The following is a 19911-nucleotide window of genomic DNA, read 5'->3' as shown; positions in this document are numbered from 1 at the left end:
TGTCAATGAGAGAGGCGGGCGCGAAAGCCAGAACTCCTGACAAATAATAGCCGCGAACATCGTTTTGTTGAGGCCGACTCTTTGCAGTCCGTCCCTCACATCATTATAACGCTTGAACACATCGCGTCGGCCGGCGCGTTAAATACCGGCGATATGGGGGGATTAATGGCTGGTGAAGAAGCTGCACCATGTCGCCATCGGGGGCACCGCCGGAGGAGGTGGTAAATCGCGTTGCCGAAATCGTCAGCGGCATCGCCGATGACCCGCAGTACCTTTATCAGCGAGGACTCTCGGCGGGCGAGTTTAGATTGGCCCTCCCTGCCGCGATCGAGAAGCTTCGCGGCAGCACGGCCGCCAGCAATGCCGATCGGCGTGACTTTCTGGGTATGATCTTCGATCATATGTTGGCTGTGGGCGCGATAGCCAGTGTGGTTCGCCCAGTCTACGGAAAGGATACGGTTTACCAACTGGCCGTGCCTGACATTGGTAACGTAGCCATCATCCAGAAGGGGTGTCCCGACGGCGCTCACAGCAGCGTTGCATGGTCTGTTCCCTCATGGGCGGTCGAGACCTACCTTTGGTGGTTGTGCCCGAGTCTGGCCTCGGAACCCGGAGAACATGTTTTCAAAGGGGTCAACCGACTCCGCCGTCGCTTTTTCTCGGATGCACCAGATACGCTTGATGGCATCATCTTCCACAATGACCTCTGCGGGTCAGACCTTCGACCGTGTCCGAAGATGGGCCGGGCAGTGGAGATTGGCGGAAACCGCATTCCTCCTCCGTGTATCTGGATCATGCCGGAGCGGGGCCAAGGACCTGACTTCAACTGGCACGGTCGCCGCCAACGGCGATTCCCGGCAGTTCTGCTCTCTTCGTTCAATGTCGATGCAGGCAATGCAAGTGTTTTGACCGGGTACATCGGGTTTCACCAAGGCGTCCGCGGCATCAGGACCACAGTCGCCTCCCGGTTTGGTCCGGGACGGTTGACCACCTTCAGGAGCTAAAAATGATGAACCCTGTGTTAGATCAGGAACGAGTCCAACACCTTGTCGCGCGCCAGAGCTCGTCGAAACGACGCGCGCTGCTGGCCGCCTGGTCGCGGCCAGATCGCGAACTGCCGCTGGTGGACCTGGAGGTGACGTGGGTGCGGCTCTCCACTCTGAACCACCGGACTAAGGCTGAACAGATGCGAGAGATTGAGACGAAGGGGCGCCCAGACCTGTTTTCGGCGGACCCGATGGGGTCGGAAGCACAAGCGGCACAGCTTCGTATCCTGAAATCTCAGCCGGGCTTCTATGATCTCAAGGCTGATCTGAGAGAACGTGGTCAGCAGGAGCCGGCCGTAGCTACTGCGGAGGGCGTTCTTGTAAACGGCAACCGTAGGTCCGCTGCGCTTCGTAGCCTCTATTTAGACAATCAGCATGCGCCTTCTCGATATGTCCGCTGCCTCGTCCTTCCGGCCGATGCGACCATGGATGAACTGGTCGATCTCGAGACTGAGCTGCAGATCGCACGTGACTTCCGCGAAGACTATTCGTGGGTCAATGAAGCGCTCTTGATCGAGGAACTGTTCAACCGCGAAGCCCAGAACTGGGATCGAGTCGCGGCGAGGATGCACAAGGATGTACCCAAGGTTCGGGCGCAGTATGAAAAGCTGCAGCAGCTGCATCAGCTGGTGGCACTGTCAGACGGCACTCGCCACCACGCCGACTTTGATGAGAACGAGTCGGCTTTTGAGGAACTCACTAGGCACATCCGAACTAAGCCTAAGGCTGAGGCCAATTCCGTTCGGGGCGCCTACTTCCTTGGCACGCTGACCGGGGTCAACTACCGCGATCTTCGCCACCTTCAGCGGCCGGATGCCGCCGCACTAGTCAGGCAGGAATTGGAATCGGATCCGACAATCGCACCGCTGCTTTGTGCCATCAGGCATGATGTGCCCAACAATGGCGGCGATGTTCTCGATGACGCCCTCGGTGATGCAGCACAGGAAGAGGACCTTTCCGATATCCTCGCCTTCTTCGCGCGCAAGCGCAGCGAAGAGATAGTGACTCTCGCAGATGGCAAGAGCGCTGTCGTATCCGATCTAATTGCTTCCGTAGGGGCTGCCATCGCCGTCGCGGCACAGGAAGCCGATGAGGATTCTAAGGACGCAAAGGCGCTCGTGGCTCCATTGAGCCGTCTTGCCGCCGCCAAGGAGCAGGTTGGCCGCGCAGCTGCTGCGCTTGAACGGGCGCGTAGCTTTGACGGATGGAATGAAGCCGACTTCCAAACCAAGGTGGCCGCGCTCAAGGCCGAAGTGAGCAAGCTCGAGGCACGCGGATGATCCGTGCCGAGCTCTATCGGCAGGACCGTCCGACGGTCGTCGTCGATCGCTTGGACGATACGAATCCTGGTGCCTGGGCCCGGCTGCAGGAAGCCTTTGCACGCGGCATCCTCACTGGATCGGCACGGCAGTCAGTGGTGCACCCGGATGTGTTCATGGCGGAACTCGATGTCCTGCGCGACATTCGGGCAGTGTTTGCAGAGCGGGTTGAGTTAGGACCGACCCTCACATCACAGTTGCGATTAATGGCTGATGATCGCCGTGCCCGTTCCGTGGCGATCGAAGCCGGTGAGGCAAGCGAAACCGAGCTTGAGGCCCTCGCGGCCGAGCTTGAGGCCGCCGGGTTCAAAAGGAATTTGAAGCCCTTTCAACTGAGAAATCTCGCCCGCCTCATGCGTCTGCCGCATGCTGCGGACTTTTCGGTTCCTGGAGCGGGTAAGACGACGGTGGCGCTGGCGGCATTTGCTTTGGGTCGCGCTCGAGGAAGTATCGACCGTCTTATGGTCGTTGCGCCAATCGCCGCCTTCGGAGCCTGGGATGAGGATGCAGTCGCTTGCTTCAAAAAGCCACCGCGCGTTGTAATCTTTGGGGGTCCCGAAACAATTATCCCGCAAGACACGGAGATCCTGCTCTCAAATTACAATCGCGTCGCAAGCGATTATGACATTATCAGAGCCTTCGTGGCGAATGGGGCTACCAAGGTTGTGCTCGACGAAGCCCATCGTGTGAAGCGCGGCGCTTCGGGGGTGCATGGTCGTGCTGTGTTGGATTTGGCCTATGCGGCTCATCGCCGAGACGTGCTAACTGGTACGCCGGCCCCCCAAGGCGCGCACGATCTAGTGGCTCTGGTGAAGTTCCTATACCCGGGCCAGGATCGCCAGATTCTTCCGAGGTCTGCTTACATCGAAAGGCTGGGGCGCGATCCGAATGTTCTCGGCGAGACTCACGCAGCGATTACGCGGTACTTCGTTCGAACTCCCAAGAGCGAGCTGGAGCTGCCTCCCATAACGTTCGAGGTTATCCGCAGACAAATGGGACCCATTCAAAGCGCGATCTATGATACGCTCGTGGGTCGCTACCGCGCCACTTTTTCGCTTCCCGACCGCGGTCGGCACGAGATGCAGCGCCTTGGCCGCATAGTAATGTACCTGCTCGAGGCCGCGACAAACCCCATGCTGTTAACGGCCGGTTCGGATGAGAGTGATGATCCAGGATTCCTTCACCCGCCGCTCGAGTTGTCGAGCAGCGAGCCGCTCGTCAACCTGCTACAAAGCTACAAAAACTTTGAGACGCCGTGGAAATACCAACAAGTGCTTTCCATTGTAGCGGCAGCAGCCGAACGCGGCGAGAAGGTCCTGATCTGGTCCAACTTCGTGCGCAACCTAAAGGTGTTGGCTCGAATGCTTGCGCAATATCAGCCGGCAATAGTGCATGGAGGGGTTCCCTCCGACGACGGTGCTCCCCCTGGCGACCTAACGCGCGAGAATGAATTTCGGCGGTTCCGACATGATGCCCACTGCGTTGCGCTCCTGGCAAATCCTGCAGCCTGCGGCGAGGGCATCAGCCTCCATCACTGGTGTCACAACGCTGTGTTCCTGGATAGGACGTTCAATGCGGGCCACTTCCTGCAGAGCCAGGATCGCATTCACAGGCTTGGGCTGTCGGCGGATGTAAAAACGCGCTTCACGCTACTCATCAGCTCGAACACCATCGACAATACGGTTGACGGAAGGCTTCACGACAAGGTCAGGGCGCTTTCCCGTTTGATGGATGATCCCGGCCTAGTCCAGATCTCACTACCTTCTCCAGATGAGGGCGAAGGCGGTGCACCTGCGTTCGAGGATGATTGGCAGGCCGTAGCCGCACACGTCGGAACCATAGATGTATGAGTTGCCAAGTCGCGGACGCTGTCATGCTGCCTTCCTGCTGGCCTACAGTGCGCGGCTGAGGCCTTCAGGTGACTTCAACTCTTGGGTGATATCCGCGAGCGGGAAGTCGACCATCATGGCCGCCTCAACTGACGTCCTAGGTACCGCGAGGCTGCTCGTAGATATCAACCTCGCTAGCATAACCGATGTCGTCGCGATCAATCCCGTACTTGCCGCTTTCGACAGCAAGGCTGATCGACATAGTCTGTTGGGCATTGCCCGTCTCTTGCTGCAGAGATGCCCTCTGGCGTGGATTGGAGCTGCAATTGTCGACGGGCGTCTGGCCCCAGAATTCATTCCCGACAGTGACCTAGAAGCCCTTTCCTGGCTTGGGCCGGACCTGGAACCGCTGCTCGTCGAAATACATCATCGGCTAACACGTGCGTCCTTTGACGAGCGCAGAAAGATGCTCGGCAATGCTGGCGAACTCGCAATCATGTCGGCCCTTCGTTATGAGAGATACTCACCGGTGCATGTGGCGCTCCTCTCTGATTGGTACGGCTACGACATTGAGAACCGTCGGGCCTCTGCTACCGAGCGCTTGGAGGTGAAGGCGTGCGTAAGAGCCACCGCAGACCGTGTATTCGTGTCGCGCAACGAATTCGACAAAGCAGCAAAGTTCGGGTCCGAATGGCGACTCATTCAGGTGATATTTTCGTCAAGTGTAATGGTGGAACGAACCATCATAGCCGCTCATGTAGAGGAGGTCCGTGAACTTAGCAGCGGCGCGCTCCAAGCGTTGGCTCCTGATCCATCGCCGACGTTCCAATGGACCGATTCCGCTGAATTTCGCCCGACCCCCGATATGTGGATTCCAAGCGCACTGCGCGTGGATAACACCTTCTCACTGGAGTGTAGGTAAGATGTGCGCGCCTCGTTGTCGCTTGCGCGTCCGGAGAACTGTAAGACCATCCATCTGGAAAGACCGCACATTCATAAAAGGCCCCGGTGCCTAGCAGTGTGATAGCCCGGGAGCAGATGGAGCGACGCATCGAGCTCAAACTGCCGCGGCTGATCGAGTTGCTGTTGTCGCGGCCGCTGGTCTCCACCACCATGATCCAGAAGGAGCTCAAGGTGTCGCGACAGGGTGCCAATTTCGTTGCCGAGTTCACCCTGTCAACCTGCGCGAAATCACGGGAGGGCGCGATATCGGGCGTAGGGGTCGTTTGGCTATTCAGGTCGGATTTCATTGGTCTCCGTGGGCGCGAGATCGAGTGTCACGTGGCAACGTAGTAATCCTTGCTTTGCCTTGCCGGCGGCACGGCATGGGCCGTGATCAGACCGTCTCAGATGAATGAAGACCTTTTTTCGCTTTGGGCCAAGGTTTGCCGAAGACTGTCAGGAAAAGGGCATCTGTCGCATTCATATCGCCATGAGGCAGTTTTCGGCATCCGTCACCGTGAGCTCTACGCCAACTTTCGGATGCATTATCTGATTCCGCGCTGTGATCGCTGCGGAAAGTAAGGGCCACCATGCCCGATTTGTGTCGAATTGTTTGTGCAAAAAACGCCACAATAGAAATGCAGCCTTTCATCAATTGAACGGTATTTATGACGCAGTAAGATTATTGACGAACATGTTAGATCTTGAAACCGAGGTAAGAAAGGGAGTCAGCCACTCCGGGATTTTTAAGAAGCATGCTTGCCCAGGAAGTCGGCGAGTCGGCGAGCAAGGCGGTCCGCGTCTTTCATCTCGCATTCCCAGATCACTAGGACCCGCCATCCGTCGGCCTCGATCGCTGCGACGCTCGCGGCATCGCGCTCGACGTTCCTCGCGATCTTCGCCGACCAGTATTCCCGGTTCTTTTTCGGCATACGCGCGCCGCGCTTGCACCCATGTCCGTGCCAGAAGCACCCATGTACGAAGATGACGGCCTGTCGCCGGGAGAACACCAAGTCGGGCTTCCCGGGCAAGTCCTTGCGGTGCAGCCTGAAGCGATAGCCGAGTGCGTGCGCGAGGCGGCGGACGGCCATCTCCGGTTTTGTGCCGGTTGACCGGACCAAGGACATTTGTCGGCTTCTGGCAGGATCAACGTTCGCAGTCATGGAAAATTCATGGTGAGCATGTTACGGATGAGAACAAACCGTAAACCATTTTCGGCGTGGGGTATGCTAGCATTACGCGCGAATCACGGGGAGATCATGCGGACATTTTATGAGTTTTTCGCCGGCGGAGGGATGGCGCGTGCCGGACTTGGTCCAGAGTGGCAGTGTGCCTTCGCTAACGATTTCGATGTAAAAAAAGGCCTGACGTATCAGGTCAACTGGGGGACCGGCGGCGAGCTGACTATCGGTGATATTCGCCAAGTCAAGATCGACAAGCTCCCCGGCACTGCCGACTTAGCTTGGGGGTCATTCCCCTGTCAGGATCTGTCGCTTGCCGGAGGCGGCGCTGGATTGAAAGGCGAGCGTTCGGGAACCTTCTATCCGTTCTGGACGATTATGAACGGCCTGATCGCAGAGGCCCGCGGTCCGAAGATCATCGCGCTGGAAAACGTTAACGGGACTCTGACCAGCCACGGAGGCGCTGACTTCGTGGCGATCGCCGAGACTTTCGCGAAAGCGGGCTACCGCTATGGCGCTATGGTCATCGACGCAAAACTTTTTGTCCCGCAGAGTCGCCCAAGGCTCTTCGTCATCGGCGTCCGGGGGGATTTCGAGGTGCACGAGGCCATGCTATCGCCGGAGCCGGTGGCGCCCTTCCATTCCCGCGGCCTTCAAAACGCGGTCGCAAGGATTCCTGCAAAGGCGCGGAAGCGGTGGCTGTGGTGGAATCTTCCTTCTCCGCCTGTCCGCAACACATGCTTCGCCGACCTCGTCGAAGAAAATCCCTCGAGCGTCGAATGGCACACCACGGAACAGACCGCGCGGCTGATCGCCCAGATGTCTCCGGTGAATATCGCGAAGCTTGAGGCCGCGAAGCGGGCCGGGCGCCGCATGGTGGGGACCGTCTACAAGCGGACGAGACCGCAGAATCCTAACGGGAAAGCTGTAAGAGCGGAAGTGCGCTTCGACGAGATCGCGGGCTGCCTGCGCACACCGACGGGAGGGTCGTCCCGGCAGACGATCATGGTCGTGGACGGCGCCCGTGTCCGGTCGCGCTTGATCAGCGCGAGGGAGACCGCACGGCTCATGGGACTTCCGGACGACTACAAGTTGCCTCGCGCATACAATGAAGGCTACCACCTTACAGGGGACGGGGTGGCAGTTCCGGTCGTTCGCTTTCTGGCGCAGCACCTGTTCGAGCCGGTCCTCCGAGCGACCGAGGGACAACATGGCGAAACTCCCGAACAGCACAACAGACAGCACGAAAACACCGCCGCTCGAAACGGACGAGCTGCGTAAGGCCATTCGGAAATTCTTCCGCGAAACTCTCTACGACGACCCCTCGGGTGAGAAGCGTCCCGTCGGCAGCTATCGCTGGGGAGTATACGCGTTCTACGACTACGACGGGGAGCCGATCTACGTCGGCCAGACCAAGGAGAAGGTTTCCGGCCGCGTCGGGCGCCACCTCACGAACCAGCGCACCGACGCTGTGGCGATGTCGGTGTTGGACCCTTTTGAGGTGGCGGAGATACAGGTCTGGCCACTGCCGCAGTTCGAGGCCGTGGGGTCGAAGCACTCTGACTTTAAAACGGCGAATGCGCACCTAAACGCGCTCGAGCACCTTGTCTTCACTCGGCTACGCAACGAGAGCAAGTTCAAGGCGATCCTGAATGAGAAGGACCCGCCGGCGCCGACTGTAGAAATCACCGAGCCGCCTTCCATGCGTGGTTCGATTGTCTCCGACCGGATCCAGGAGTTGCGCGGCCATCCGGACACCCGTTTGGCACGTCGGGCGCTCATCGTGTCCAAGCTGTCGCAGGTCATCTCCGAACGCGAGGTAAAGATGGGCCTTCGACGTGTGCTCGTGACCCAGACTAGGCGCATGAACTGGCTGGCGGAAAGACGCTTCGAGAAACTCGGCGGCGAGAGCCTAGTAGAGGAAGGAGCCGAGGACGAAGAGGACACAAAGGGAGACTTGGACGGGGACGGAACTGCGATTCCACACTGACGAACTGAGTGCATCGCGTCGAAAGTGGGTTAAACATAAACAACAATTATGCGCGATGCCCTTGGTCACCGTCGGCGTCGGGTCATCTGCGTCAGGGGAATTGGGCGACATCGACCTTAGCGACGTCGCCGATCGTCAATCTCGCCGCCCAAGTTAGCGGCGTAGCCCGCCGCTTTTCTCGGATCAAGGCGAATAGGCAAGACCACACCCAATCCGGCCCGCGCCATCCCGCCCCGCAAAAAATTCATAAAATGCGCCAACATGCATTGCGTCTCTCTCGCCGGCATTGTCGTCAAACAACACTGAAGTGTTTACTAAAAACTGTGGGGCAGCTTGCTTAGATAGTATCCTGAAGGTTCTGCAAAAAGCTCTGGAGAGAGAACAGCCCTTACTCTGAGGCGAGGGGCGGCCATGGCACGCTGGTGACGTTGCGATCACCGATTCCCGTGGAAGGGCAAGTGCCATGACCAAGCGAGACGTTAGACTGAGCAGAGGCGAGTTGAAAGCGTTGCTGTTGTCAGATGAGGACGCCTTTCGCAGAGTTTTGCAGACTGTCGTGCAGGAGGCTTGGAAGCCGAGATGACGGAGGCGATCGGGGCCGAGAAAGGCGAGCGAACGGCGGAGCGGGTTGGTTACCGGTCCGGCTATTATGAGCGCAAGCTTGTGACGCGGGTTGGGGTCCTGGAACTTCGCTTTCCGCAGGATCGGGTCGGCCGGTTCTCCTTGTTCGAGTGCTACCAGCGCTCGGAGAAGGGACTGGTATCGGCGCTGGTCGAGATGTACGTGCAAGGCGTGTCAACCCGCAAGGTCAAGGCGATCACCGAAGAGCTGTGCGGCCATTCCTTTTCGGCCTCGACGGTGAGCGAGGCGACGGCGCGGCTGGATGAGGCGCTGAAGGCGTTATTTGAGCAGCGGCTTGCCGAACCTTATCCATGTAGCGGTGGCAGTCACAGTTCGAATCATCCCAAGCTATCACTTTGGACGATCCCAGATTCTTGTTTTGTTCGCAATGCCCGGTGCCGCCACGAGGTATCCTCGTGCGTCAACTGTACGTGCACGGGTTTGAGTTGGGGCTAACCCAGCTTAGGGAAAAGACCGTATCTGCCTTCACCGTCCACGCCGGTAAAGGTCTCAATTTTGGCTAGAGGCCGAATTCCGTTCGGGGGGTCGGAATTCTCAATTATGATGATCTGCGCCAGGTCTTTCAGGCCAGCGAGATGTTCATAGAAGTGCGTCGCAAGGCTTGTTTTCTTAAGTTCTTCCTCGTCGGCTGAAAGCTCGCCGTGCTTGCTCTTCATCGGCTCGCGATATGTGAGAAGCGGTGTGTCTAGAACCAAAAAGCCGGGATGTGGCAAATCTCGGCGCCGGCAGAAGAGAAGCACCGCAACATTGAATGCGGCATGCAAGATGGCCCGGACGCCTTTTCCGTTCGCCGACCTGGGCTTACCTCCGATGGTAACATCGTTCGTTTCAATATCGAACTGCGCGCGGTCGGCTTGTGGAAATTTCCAAGCCGTCAATACTTCTCGCACGACCTCTCCGAATGTGTAGGCAATTGTGCTATCCACACCCACGTCGAGTTTGTCTGCCTTGCCCTCAGAAACCTTCTTCGATCTGGGATCGACGAACCACGAGACGGTCCCTTCTCTCGTAAAGGTCTTCCGCTCGATCAAGCCGTGCCTTGGTGGCAGAGAGTTCTTCGTAGAGGTGACGTGCAGCGATTTCTTTGGGCCGAGCGTCCTCTATTCTTTTCCCAGCACGATCAATCTCGTCCGACAACTTTGCAGACCTGCTTCGCAAGCCCGTTGCCTCGGCCTCAAGCGATGTTATCGTCTGACCTAGTTCACGCTGCTCAATCTGAATCTTCCTCACCTCGGCGGCAGCAGCCCTGTGAGCAAGGGCGATCTCATCTGCGGCATGATTGTGCCGCTGGACCGCAGGCGGCGCCCCGCAGACCGGACAATCGCGTTCCGCCATAGTGACCAGTATGAATCCGCCCTCCTCCAAAGCCTGTAGCCGGGCAATGTCGGACTTGTAGACCTCACTAAGACGGCCGAAGCGCTGCAGCGTCACTTCGAGTTCCGTAAATCGAGGAACCAGGTCGCGTTGGGTTTCCACAAGCTGCCGACGCTCGGTCACAAGGCTGTCAAGATTGTTTTGAGCCTGACGCAAGTTGTCATGCAGGGAGCCTAGGGATCCTTCGATCTTTCTGATCTGTTCGGTGAGCTCCTCACGCGTCGGCCCACCCTCGCCAATCTCCTCATCAAGTTGAGCGATCATCTCATCGACCAACTCAACCTTTGCAGTTCGGGCGACACTTTTCTCCTTTTTACCTGCAACGGTAACAGCCGCGCCATCGTCGTTGCCGGTTAGAAGCAGACGGAACAAGTTCCGTTCAAACGTCCGCTGACTGGGAATTCCAGAATAGAGGACGGGACTTCTCTCGGAAATGATGTCTTCCTCCGACACAACGACGTACGGAGATAGCAAGCGGATCGAGAGAGTATCTTTTTCCGCGTTCGCGCTTTTGACGATTACCTTGTTCGCAAGGCCAAGCGTCTCCAGGAGGAAATATGAAACGTTGTCGCTTCGCTTGGCGTCGAATTTACCTTGAAGGATGGCCCCCGCCGCAGAGGGTGTATTCTTGATCATCCCATCGTGCACACGGAACGCGCCGCCCTTTGTAGCCCGATAAAGTGTGACGTCTCGGGCGCTAGAGAGCGTCAGTCCTAGCCAAACAGCATCGTAGTGCGTGATTTCCTCAGTTTTGGGCAATTCCTTGGTCGCTGCCAGCATGAAGTTTAGCGCCTTGGTCGTAAACGACTTGCCGGTGTTGGAGGCTCCGTAAACTATGTTGAGGCCATCGTTGAACGACAGTTCAGCCGGCGCGACTGATGGTCCTGTGAAAACCAGGTGACGAATCGTGATGCCGCTCGCCATTATGCGCTACTGCCGGTGGGGGCGTGATCTGCGCGGAATTCGGCGGTCCAGCGGCCGATCTTGGCCTCAATCACAGCTTTGATTTCGACCGTCGCCATTCCAGCAAAGCGCTGGGCAATCCAGCGGGCACGCTCTTTGAGTGCCATCGAATAGTCGGACTGAAGCAGGTCTAGGTAGGTTGGCGCATCTTCGCTGGCGACAAACGTGACGCCAAGGTCTGTTTCCACGACGTCAACGAGATGCACCTGCTGCATGATGCGCAAGCTCTTCTCCACCAGCTGACGACGAACGAAGAGTTCACCGGTGCGATTCGGCAAGTCCGGATGGAGACTGGGGGGCACGTCCTCTCCATCGAGGTCAGCCGTATGAACGACCAAGTGGTCCAGCCAAGTCATTTCGATCAGATCACACTGACGCGGATAAAATGCTTCCAACAGCATCACCGCTCGGATGCCGGTCTCGAGGGTGCTGTTGAAAGGATGACTCGGTTGCCGTCCCTCGCTGATCACTTCCACGGAAGCCGCCCCTCATTCGCGAAATGATGACAGGTACCTTGTTTGACCTGCACCCGCGCGTGGCGTCGTAACACCCCGGAAGCTTGGATGGTAGCCGCCTGCGACAGCACCCTTGTCACACGATCCAGGCCGTCACCGTTGGACTCCGTGTAGACATCCGAAACCCCGTGATAAACCTCATCCTTGAACGTCGAAAGATAGTCCGGAGGGGTCGAGTCACGATAATAACGATCGAACTCGGCCGCGTCGAAGTACCGAGTTCGCTGATCACGCAAATGGGTGCCCCACCGAGCGTCCTGTAGAACCGCAGCCGGGTTCTCGAACTTTGATCCGGCGCGCTCGCCATAAATATCGACCAGCTGACTGATGTAAGCAGATTCGTGATCTTGCAGCTGGTCAGGTGCCACGCCAAGCGGCGAAGGTCCCGGATCATCGTTGAACCATTTCACGAGCACAGTCTTCGCGTGGCTGTCATCGACGAGACGGACGGCGTCCAGAGAATACCTGGGTAAAGTCGAAAGCATTTATTGCCGAGCGGATCTCCTCGCTCAAAGGGACGGTTGCATTCTCGACCAACTCCCCGGCTATGTCGGTGGCCCACCGATCGAGGAAGGCCTGCCTGAAGCGTTCCGGATGTGCAATGAAGGCCTGAACGTTGCGCACAACCCCTCGAGGGGCGACGAACGTATAGGAGCGCGGCAGCGTGTACTCACCCTTCGCTGCGTGCATGAAGATTTTGCCCAGCTCAACAAACGCCGCCTTTTCCGATAGACGGGCACCGAGTTGCTTGCACTGGAAGTTGTCCCAAGGGCCTTCATGCCGCTGATCTGTGACGTAAGCCACGACATCGCGTCCCATATCGCCGGTGCCGGACCAACGCTCGTGTGAGTTGTAGTCCTTCGTACGGTTCGCAAGCCAATCGTTGACAAAGGCTTCGAGACGTTCGTTGGGCAATGCGGTGAGCTGGACGGCGTAGTTTGGGCGCAAGATATCGCTCTAGGTTCGAAACGGCGGAGCAAGGTTCGCCGTTCCTTGTTCAATTGACAAGCCAGCGCACAATACATGCCCGATAAAAATCCAATGGGCATCATTTGCCAGTCCGGTCAAAGCTTATTCGCAAGAGGTCAAAGTTACATCAACAAGCAAACAAATCAGGCTGGCATTCATCGGGTTTGTCACGTACCCACCCGGCCCGCAGACGGGAATATTCCTCATCGAAACGCTCGCGCTCGAAGAACCAGATGCGCATCAGCGGATAGATGCGCTCATCGTATAAGGGGCCAACACGTACAACAAGTCGCTGTGCCTTCCCTCCCGGTTGATCAGTGCGCCATCGGTGGCGATGTCGAGGTGAAGCCTATCCGTCCGCGACCTGTGGCGAGCAGGGACCGGATCAGGGGGTTGGTGCTCTTGCCCGGATCCGCGATCAGGCCGGCGCAGTCGTAGACCCGTCCGGCCCGAATCTCCTCAAGCGCGGCCATCAGGACGCAGCTGGCACCGCCGCCGATGATTCGCAAGGGACCTGATCGGAGCCGTGCCGGCAGTCGGGTCCCGATACGCGGAAATGGCGGCTGTCATGATCGCGCGGGTCTCCCTGGCGGCCCCACAAACTATTATGTGTTGGCGTAACGCTTTGAGGTTGAATGCCCGATGCGAAGGTAGCTCAGGCGGTCGCCTTTTGCGGCCAGCTGAACGTATTTTCCGGGCGCGGCAAACCGAAATGGTCCCTCAGCGTTGGCCCGTCATAGTCGTGCCGGAAAAGTCCGCGCTTGCGCAAGAGCGGCACCACTTCCTCGGCGAATATGTCGAACCCGCCCTGCAGATACGGCGGCATGATATTGAAGCCGTCCGCGGCGCCATTGTCGAACCATTCCTGGATCTTGTCGGCGATCTGTTCAGGCGTCCCGGCCTGGACCCAATGGCCGCGCGCCCCGGCGAGGCGGTGGAGCAACTGGCGGATTGTTGGATTCTCGCGCTCGATGATGTCGAGTACGACGTGGAAGCGGCTGCTCGCACCGCGCTCGCCCTCGACGCGGATAAGCTCGCGCGGAAATGGCCCGTCCAGATCGTAGCTGGAAAGGTCGGCGTCTACGATGCGGCGTAGCTGGTGAAGGGAATATTCCGGCTGCGTCAGCTCATTGAAGTCGTCATGCAGCGCGCGGGCTTCCGCCTCGGTTGAACCGATGAAGGGGCTGATGCCGGGCAAGACCTTGACGTGGTCAGGGTTGCGGCCAACCGACTTCACGCGCGCTTTGATGTCAGAATAAAATTCCTGCGCGTTGCCGAGTGTCTGATGTGCTGTAAATATCGCCTCGGCATAGCGGCTCGCGAATGACCGTCCGTCTTCGGACGAACCTGCCTGGACGTAGACCGGACGCCCCTGCGGCGAGCGCGGAAGCGTGAGCGGTCCCTTCACCCGATGGTATTTGCCGATGTGGTTGATTGGGTGGATCTTGTCGGTGTCGGCAAAGATTCCGGACTCCCTGTCCGAGACGAGCGCGTCGTCCTCCCAACTGTCCCAGAGCTTCGTCACCACATCAACGAACTCGCCGGCGCGCTCGTAACGATCGGCGTGGGTTGGATGTCGGTCAAAGCCGAAATTCAAAGCTGCGGACGCATCGCCCGTCGTGACGATGTTCCAGCCGGCGCGCCCGCCGCTCAAATGATCGAAAGAAGCAAACAGCCGGGCCAGGTTGTAGGGTTCGTTGTAGGTGGTCGAAGCCGTGGCGATGAAGCCGATGCGTTCCGTCACAGCAGCGAGAGCCGAAATCCATGTCAGCGGCTCCAGTCTGAAGCGGCTTGCGTAGCGAATGTTGTCGGCAAGCGCGGGCCCATCGGCAAAGAACAGCGCGTCGAATTTGCTCGCCTCGGCCTTTTTCGCCAGTTCCTGATAATAGGAGATATCCAGCACTCTCTCAGGGGCGGAATCCTTGTAGCGCCAGCCGGCTTCATGATGGCCGCCAGGATAGATGAAAAGGTTGAGATTCAATTGTCGTTTTTCGGCGGGCATAGTTCGTCCTCCTGGGTGGTGATGCTGAGCGACAGATCTTGGGGGGCCGTTCAGACGGGCAACACAGGCTTTGTCTCGATACCGAGATGACGCAGAAGTTCGGAGCGGATCTCGCCGAACCGGCGATCGCCATGTTCGCGTGGGGTGGGAACATTGATTGCGATGTCGGCGACGATCGCGCCCTTGTCGAGCACCAAAACACGGTCCGCCAGCGTCACGGCTTCGTCCACGTCATGGGTGACCAGCAAAACGGCCGGCTGGTGACGGGCGCAGAGCTGGCGCAGCAGATCGTGCATGCGCAGGCGGGTCAGCGCGTCGAGCGCGCCGAACGGCTCGTCCGCCAGCAGCAGCTCAGGATCACGAACCAGCGAGCGCGCCAATGCCACCCGCTGCTGCTCGCCACCAGAGAGTTCAACTGGCCATGCGTTCTGGCGGCCGCTCAGGCCAACCTCTTCGAGAGCTACCCGTCTGCATTCGGCGGCGTCCGGCAGGTCGAGGCCAAGAACCACATTCTCCAGCACTCGTTTCCAGGGCAATAGTCGGGCATCCTGGAACACCACCGATTTCTTGTCGGGTGTTTCGAGCCGGCCGGAGCCGGAGACTTTGTCGTCGAGATCGGCGAGAGCGCGCAACAATGTACTCTTGCCCGACCCGCTACGGCCGAGAAGGGCGACGAACTCCCCCTTCTCGATGTCGAGGCTGAGGCCGTCGAGGATGGTTCGCGGCCCGAAACTTCTCACAAGGCTTTCGACCCGCACAACGGGCGCGCCGCTCAATCCGCCAAGGTGCGACGCCATGACAGCGACCTTTCCTGGAAGAAGCGGACGATGCCGTCGGAGACGAGCCCGAGCAATGCGTAGACGACGAGGCCGACGATGATGATGTCGGTCTGGCCGTAGTTGCGCGCGAGATCGATCATGTAGCCGATGCCGCTGGTGGCATTGACCTGTTCGACCACCACCAGAGACAGCCAGGCATAGGTCACCGCAAAGCGCAGGCCAAGGAAGAACCCTGGAAGGGCGCCGGGCAGGATGACCTCGCGGATGAATTCGCCGTAGCCCATTCGCAAGGTCTGGGCCAGTTCGACAAAACGGCTGTCTATGCTGCGCAAGCTGCTGTGGGTCTGGATATAGATCGGGATCAGGACAGCCAGCGCGATGGCCGTTACTTTCATGCCCTCGCCGATGCCGAACCACAGCATCAGCAGCGGGATCAGAGCGAGCGTCGGTATCGCCCGCTTGATCTGAACGGGGCCGTCGATAATGGCCTCGCCAAGCCGCGACAAACCTGAAATGAGAGCAAGGACGGTCCCGATCAGGACTCCGAACACCAGCCCCTGTGCCGCCCGCCAGGCAGACGTCATCAAATGATGCTGAAGCTTCTCTTCGGCGATGAGATCGATGGCGGTGCTGACAACCGACCAAGGCGCCGGCAGCGTTCTTGGATCGATCAGGCCGGCGATACTGCCGATGGACCAGATCACAAGAAGAAGTGCGGGCCCGATCAGCGCGCCAAACGGGATCGTTCGCCCAAGTGCGAGTCGCCTCGTCTCGGTCTTGCGGGGCTCGGCCGCAGGCGAAATCAGCCCCCTTTCATCCGTTGCGTAGGGAATGTTGGGTGCAACCGCAGCGGTGTTCGAGAATGCGTTCATCGGTGTCGTGTCCGGTCTCGGGAAGCAGGCGTCAGGAGGCGTTCAGCGCGTTTGTGGCGATCGCCTCGAAGCGCCTGTCGAACAGGTCCTCGGCCTTGATCGCGGGCTGTTCAACTCCTTGGCCAGGAGATCGATCGTCGCCTGCTGGCGCACGATCACGTCGTTCCAGTCGGCGGGGATGTCGAACTGACCATCCGTCGACCAGATACTGGCCATCTTCTGTGTTGAGGCCCTGGGTGGCGACGTAGTACCCCTCGATCCACTCCTTGGGATGCTCTTCCACCCAACGGGCGCCTAGCGCCCAGTAGCGCACATATTCGCCGAGAGCGGCGGCTTTGGCCGGGTCGTCAAGCACGGCTTGTGGGGCATAGAGATGGGCTGGATCATCGCGCAAGCCGTGCGGGATGGTGGCAGCGCCGTCGGCGCCATACTGGCGCAGATAGCGCTTGATGAGGACGCCCGAGATCGGCGCGACGTCGACTTGCTTGCCGGCAAGTGCCACTGGATAGGCGTCGCCTTTGCTGGGCAGTTCGATGAGATCTACATCCTCCTTTTCCAGGCCGGCGGCCTGCAGGACCCTCAACACCAGCGCGCCTTGTGCCTGACCGGGGCTGAAATCCGTTTGCCGCGCAAATCCGCGAGCGTCTTGACCTCGACTCCCGGTGCAATGCCGAGTTGATAGATCGGGTGCGCAACCGGATCATTGCGGAACTTCGCGGCAATGATCTTGACCTTGAGCCCCGTCCAGGTCGCGTGGATGGGTGGAATGTCGGCAACGGATCCGACGTCCAATGCGTTGGCGCGAAAGGCTTCGATTGTCTGTGGGCCGCCGCTGATATTGGCCCATTCGACCTCGAACGGCAGTTGATCGATCAGCCCCGATAATTCCAGCGCCCTTTGCGTCTCGGGATCGTCGATACGAAGCACAGTGCCCGCCGGGATTTTGGTCGGCAGCTTGCCCGCGTCCGGACTACCCGCCTGGGCAATGAGGGGGGAGGAATAAGCGGCCAATGTGACCGCAAAAGCGGTCACGAACCCACCAAACCTCCTTCTCGACAATTTCTCCACAGCAAATGTCATCGTCCTGCTCCAGTTTGGAATGGCTCCTACTTTCGCTGTGCAGTATGTCTACCAATTTTGTAGACTAAAAAGTATCGGCTGCTGTTCTTTGCCACCCGAAGGAAACGCTGTTCGTCTCCAATGCTTATTTGGAGCACGTGCCGCTCAACAAGAGGCGGGTTGGGGCGCGCAGAGCAGGTCGCGCTTCTAACCGATGCCAACTCGCATCGTCGCCAAAAGCGGTTCCAGTGGCCCTATGCGCCTTTGCAGCGAGCTTTGGCTTGGAACAGGACCCAGCGTGAAGCTGCCTAGCAGAAAAATCGCTTCGGCTCCGGTCGTGGAAGGAAAGGCACCTGTGGCCTGCGATGATTACCGGCCGATAGGAACGGCCGGGCTCGCAATCTGCTTTCTCTAACAGAGCGAGAGGCCGGCTTCGTAAGGACCGGAAGAGCTACTGTTTCCTTTTTGAAGGGTCCCCTGAAAAGTCTTCTGCCTAAACCTCATTATTGTGGTCCAGCTGTCGTATTTTCCAAGGTCATTGCAAGGTAGAGTGATAGCACCTTGCCGCCTGCGCGGCAGGGAAGGCCATTGCAGAGCCGGAACCACGGTAAGACGGCGCAGACCGTCAGGCTCTTCAAAAAACCATTCAGAGGGGATCGTCATCATTGATCCGGCGACTGGGAGGCTCGGCCGGTTGAAAAGAGGACGTTGGCAATGGGGCGGCCACGAGATAGCTGGGGTGATCCACGCCACGCACTTGCACGGATCACCTGCCAAAAATGGCGGATCGGTCCCGGAATCGAGCCGCCGCCGCGGGTTTTTTGCGGCCGTAGCAGCCTCGCTGTCTGCTGTGCACCTGGCGAACCCCGCAGCAGATGAGAAACCCTGCGTGCGTCGCGCTGGCGCTGATGGTGCAGCCGGAGACACGGCTGCTCGACGAGCCGTGAGGGCCTCTCGAGGCCATGACCAAGATTTCCATACAGGAAGAACTGGCGCGCATCTGAGCGAGAAAAACGTCATCCTGGTGGACAAGGGCGTGCCAGCCGGCGCGGGCGTTTCGCGCCTCCGGCGCGGCATTCATCCCTGTGAGTCAGGCTTGTTTCTATAGCGAAATTCGACAAAAAGTCGCGGATCGGGAGAAGGGAGCGGATATGGTCTTTCGATTGAAAGAGCGACTTGGCAAGAAACTTCAGGAAGAAGTGCAATTCTTCAAATGTTGGCAGAAGGATAAGAAAGGTGTGGGCGCACTCATGCCCACGTCGATCCATGCGGCGCGCCGCATGGCTAGTGTGGTCAACCCGCTTTCTGGATTGCCGGTTGGGGAAGCAACCGTCGGGAGTCGATCAGTGAACGTTTGTCGCTCACATTTCTGATGTGCACATCGCCAGCGGCTCAGCAGGAGCTTCACCGTCACGGGCTTGCCTTGTACCGGCAGATCCTGAAGGCTGCGATTGGACCAGCCATACCGACTTCGACTTCGCCGGCCACAATCGGGGCAAATGTCGATCGCTGGTCCGGCAGCGGAAACAACCCAACTGTGATCATCAGTGAGCGCGACACCCAGAATTCTGACCCCTGGGCCAGGCGACCATTTCGATTTCGTTCGCATGCCCGCCCATAGCGATAGCGTCGCTAACAGCGGATGAACCACACAAATTGAGGAAGACCCTGGTTAAGTGCAAAGCGACACCAGCAGCGCGCGCACCGCGAGCATGCTGATAGCCGGCCCAAGGTGTGACCGAATTCCCGGCGGCAAGCCGGAGCGATGAGGGTGCCGCAAAGGACGTGCCTTCGGTCGCCTCAAGGCCTCAAGCTCAACGGCGCTATTGTCACCGACGACGATGAAAGGCCGTTGGAGACATCTGCAAAACTCAACGAAATCGGCCTTGACCAATCCCGGGCTCCGGCCGGGGCCGATGGCGGTGTAGCCGCATCGTTTCCAGACTGCATCAGGCGCATCGCCTGCTCCGACCGCGATCGCGTTCACGCAGTCAGCCGGGACTTGTGAAGTTCGAGGAGCGGATTTGCGAGCTCGAAGGCGTGCCCGATCTCGAAGAGATCATGGAGCCGCTGCTGGCCGCCCGGCGGAAGCTGCGTGCCGAATTTGCTCGCCTGCACAAAAAAGTGCTCACGATCGCTAGGAATGAGACGACCTGCCGGCGCACCTGATGACGGTTCCCGGAGTCGGCCCCGTTGTGGCGCTCGCCTATGCCGCGACAATCGACATTCCGCAGCGGTTCAGAAGCTCCAAAGCGGTAGAGCCCATCCTGGGACGTCGAAATCGACTTTTTAAGTCGCCGTCGGCAGTCGAAGCTTTCAATCTGGAGCAACTCCGAAAAAGGACTTTTTCAAACGGTGGGAGAAAACAGAAACACTTATTAGAAGCGGTTTGGTAGAATTCCTGCATACAACGATTACTCTTGGGAAAT

At 58.7% G+C, this 19911-nt stretch carries 17 protein-coding genes and 4 pseudogenes; 9 read left to right on the top strand and 12 right to left on the bottom strand.

What is annotated here, in order from left to right:
• Window positions 1–188: 188 nt before the first annotated feature.
• The 5 genes from EJ070_RS01580 (at window position 189) to EJ070_RS01560 (ending at window position 5487) form a co-directional block, all read left to right on the top strand.
• Window positions 189–1004: a hypothetical protein gene (locus EJ070_RS01580; protein ID WP_126089940.1), complete on the top strand. Its 816-nt coding sequence runs from the start codon at window positions 189–191 to the stop codon at window positions 1002–1004.
• Window positions 1005–1006: 2 nt separating this feature from the next.
• The gene (locus EJ070_RS01575; RefSeq protein WP_126038261.1) at window positions 1007–2326 is read left to right on the top strand and encodes a ParB/RepB/Spo0J family partition protein; all 1320 of its coding nucleotides are present in this window, start codon (window positions 1007–1009) and stop codon (window positions 2324–2326) included.
• Complete coding sequence (locus tag EJ070_RS01570; protein ID WP_126038264.1) at window positions 2323–4215, top strand: DEAD/DEAH box helicase; 1893 nt, start codon at window positions 2323–2325, stop codon at window positions 4213–4215. The genes EJ070_RS01575 and EJ070_RS01570 overlap by 4 nt, the downstream gene beginning before the upstream one ends.
• Entirely contained in the window at window positions 4208–5116 is a 909-nt protein-coding gene (locus EJ070_RS01565; RefSeq protein WP_126038267.1) for a DUF3883 domain-containing protein, read from the top strand. The genes EJ070_RS01570 and EJ070_RS01565 overlap by 8 nt, the downstream gene beginning before the upstream one ends.
• 116 nt (window positions 5117–5232) lie before the next feature.
• Entirely contained in the window at window positions 5233–5487 is a 255-nt protein-coding gene (locus EJ070_RS01560; RefSeq protein ID WP_126038270.1) for a helix-turn-helix domain-containing protein, read from the top strand.
• A 395-nt stretch (window positions 5488–5882) separates the two neighbouring features.
• Here the strand turns inward: EJ070_RS01560 and EJ070_RS01555 are convergent, their stop codons facing one another.
• Window positions 5883–6299 (bottom strand): very short patch repair endonuclease, encoded by a 417-nt coding sequence (locus tag EJ070_RS01555; protein WP_126038273.1) that lies wholly within the window; start codon window positions 6297–6299, stop codon window positions 5883–5885.
• 96 nt (window positions 6300–6395) lie between these two features.
• Here EJ070_RS01555 and EJ070_RS01550 point away from each other — a divergent pair, with 96 nt between their 5' ends.
• The 3 genes and pseudogenes from EJ070_RS01550 to EJ070_RS36650 form a co-directional block, all read left to right on the top strand.
• The gene (locus EJ070_RS01550) at window positions 6396–7598 is read left to right on the top strand and encodes a DNA cytosine methyltransferase (protein ID WP_126038276.1); all 1203 of its coding nucleotides are present in this window, start codon (window positions 6396–6398) and stop codon (window positions 7596–7598) included.
• Window positions 7528–8307: a GIY-YIG nuclease family protein gene (locus EJ070_RS01545; RefSeq protein WP_095482962.1), complete on the top strand. Its 780-nt coding sequence runs from the start codon at window positions 7528–7530 to the stop codon at window positions 8305–8307. Before EJ070_RS01550 ends, EJ070_RS01545 begins: the two co-directional genes overlap by 71 nt.
• A 463-nt stretch (window positions 8308–8770) precedes the next feature.
• Window positions 8771–9237: pseudogene (locus EJ070_RS36650) on the top strand (transposase); the annotation flags it as partial.
• A 143-nt stretch (window positions 9238–9380) separates the two neighbouring features.
• Here the strand turns inward: EJ070_RS36650 and EJ070_RS36645 are convergent.
• From EJ070_RS36645 to EJ070_RS01490, 11 genes and pseudogenes are all read right to left on the bottom strand, one after another.
• On the bottom strand, window positions 9381–9839 hold the full coding sequence (locus EJ070_RS36645) for a hypothetical protein (protein WP_210211968.1): 459 nt from the start codon (window positions 9837–9839) through the stop codon (window positions 9381–9383).
• A gap of 64 nt (window positions 9840–9903) precedes the next feature.
• Window positions 9904–11247 carry a hypothetical protein gene (locus EJ070_RS01535; protein WP_210211054.1) on the bottom strand — a complete coding sequence of 448 codons (1344 nt, stop codon included), beginning with the start codon at window positions 11245–11247 and terminating at the stop codon, window positions 9904–9906.
• Entirely contained in the window at window positions 11247–11762 is a 516-nt protein-coding gene (locus EJ070_RS01530; protein WP_245455134.1) for an ABC-three component system middle component 2, read from the bottom strand. The genes EJ070_RS01535 and EJ070_RS01530 overlap by 1 nt, the downstream gene beginning before the upstream one ends.
• A complete protein-coding gene (locus tag EJ070_RS36640; RefSeq protein ID WP_210211055.1) occupies window positions 11753–12211 on the bottom strand; it encodes an ABC-three component system protein in 459 nt (152 codons plus the stop codon). The genes EJ070_RS01530 and EJ070_RS36640 overlap by 10 nt, the downstream gene beginning before the upstream one ends.
• A gap of 22 nt (window positions 12212–12233) precedes the next feature.
• Complete coding sequence (locus EJ070_RS36635) at window positions 12234–12749, bottom strand: hypothetical protein (protein ID WP_210211056.1); 516 nt, start codon at window positions 12747–12749, stop codon at window positions 12234–12236.
• A 335-nt stretch (window positions 12750–13084) separates the two neighbouring features.
• Entirely contained in the window at window positions 13085–13279 is a 195-nt protein-coding gene (locus tag EJ070_RS01520) for a hypothetical protein (RefSeq protein WP_126038282.1), read from the bottom strand.
• Window positions 13280–13425: 146 nt separating this feature from the next.
• On the bottom strand, window positions 13426–14772 hold the full coding sequence (locus EJ070_RS01515; RefSeq protein WP_126038285.1) for an LLM class flavin-dependent oxidoreductase: 1347 nt from the start codon (window positions 14770–14772) through the stop codon (window positions 13426–13428).
• A 50-nt stretch (window positions 14773–14822) separates the two neighbouring features.
• Window positions 14823–15569, bottom strand: a complete 747-nt coding sequence (locus tag EJ070_RS01510; RefSeq protein WP_126038288.1) for an ABC transporter ATP-binding protein — start codon at window positions 15567–15569, stop codon at window positions 14823–14825.
• Complete coding sequence (locus tag EJ070_RS01505) at window positions 15545–16423, bottom strand: ABC transporter permease (RefSeq protein ID WP_126038292.1); 879 nt, start codon at window positions 16421–16423, stop codon at window positions 15545–15547. The genes EJ070_RS01510 and EJ070_RS01505 overlap by 25 nt, the downstream gene beginning before the upstream one ends.
• A 31-nt stretch (window positions 16424–16454) precedes the next feature.
• Window positions 16455–17503, bottom strand: a pseudogene (locus EJ070_RS01500) (ABC transporter substrate-binding protein).
• Window positions 17504–18806: 1303 nt separating this feature from the next.
• A pseudogene (locus EJ070_RS01490) lies at window positions 18807–19091 on the bottom strand (transposase family protein); the annotation flags it as partial.
• A 491-nt stretch (window positions 19092–19582) separates the two neighbouring features.
• Here EJ070_RS01490 and EJ070_RS36825 point away from each other — a divergent pair.
• Window positions 19583–19740, top strand: a pseudogene (locus EJ070_RS36825) (transposase); the annotation flags it as partial.
• Between the last annotated feature and the right edge of the window lie 171 nt (window positions 19741–19911).

It is taken from the genome of Mesorhizobium sp. M1E.F.Ca.ET.045.02.1.1, from assembly GCF_003952485.1.
Classification (GTDB): Bacteria; Pseudomonadota; Alphaproteobacteria; order Rhizobiales; family Rhizobiaceae; genus Mesorhizobium.
This window is presented reverse-complemented; position numbering and strand designations above follow the sequence as displayed.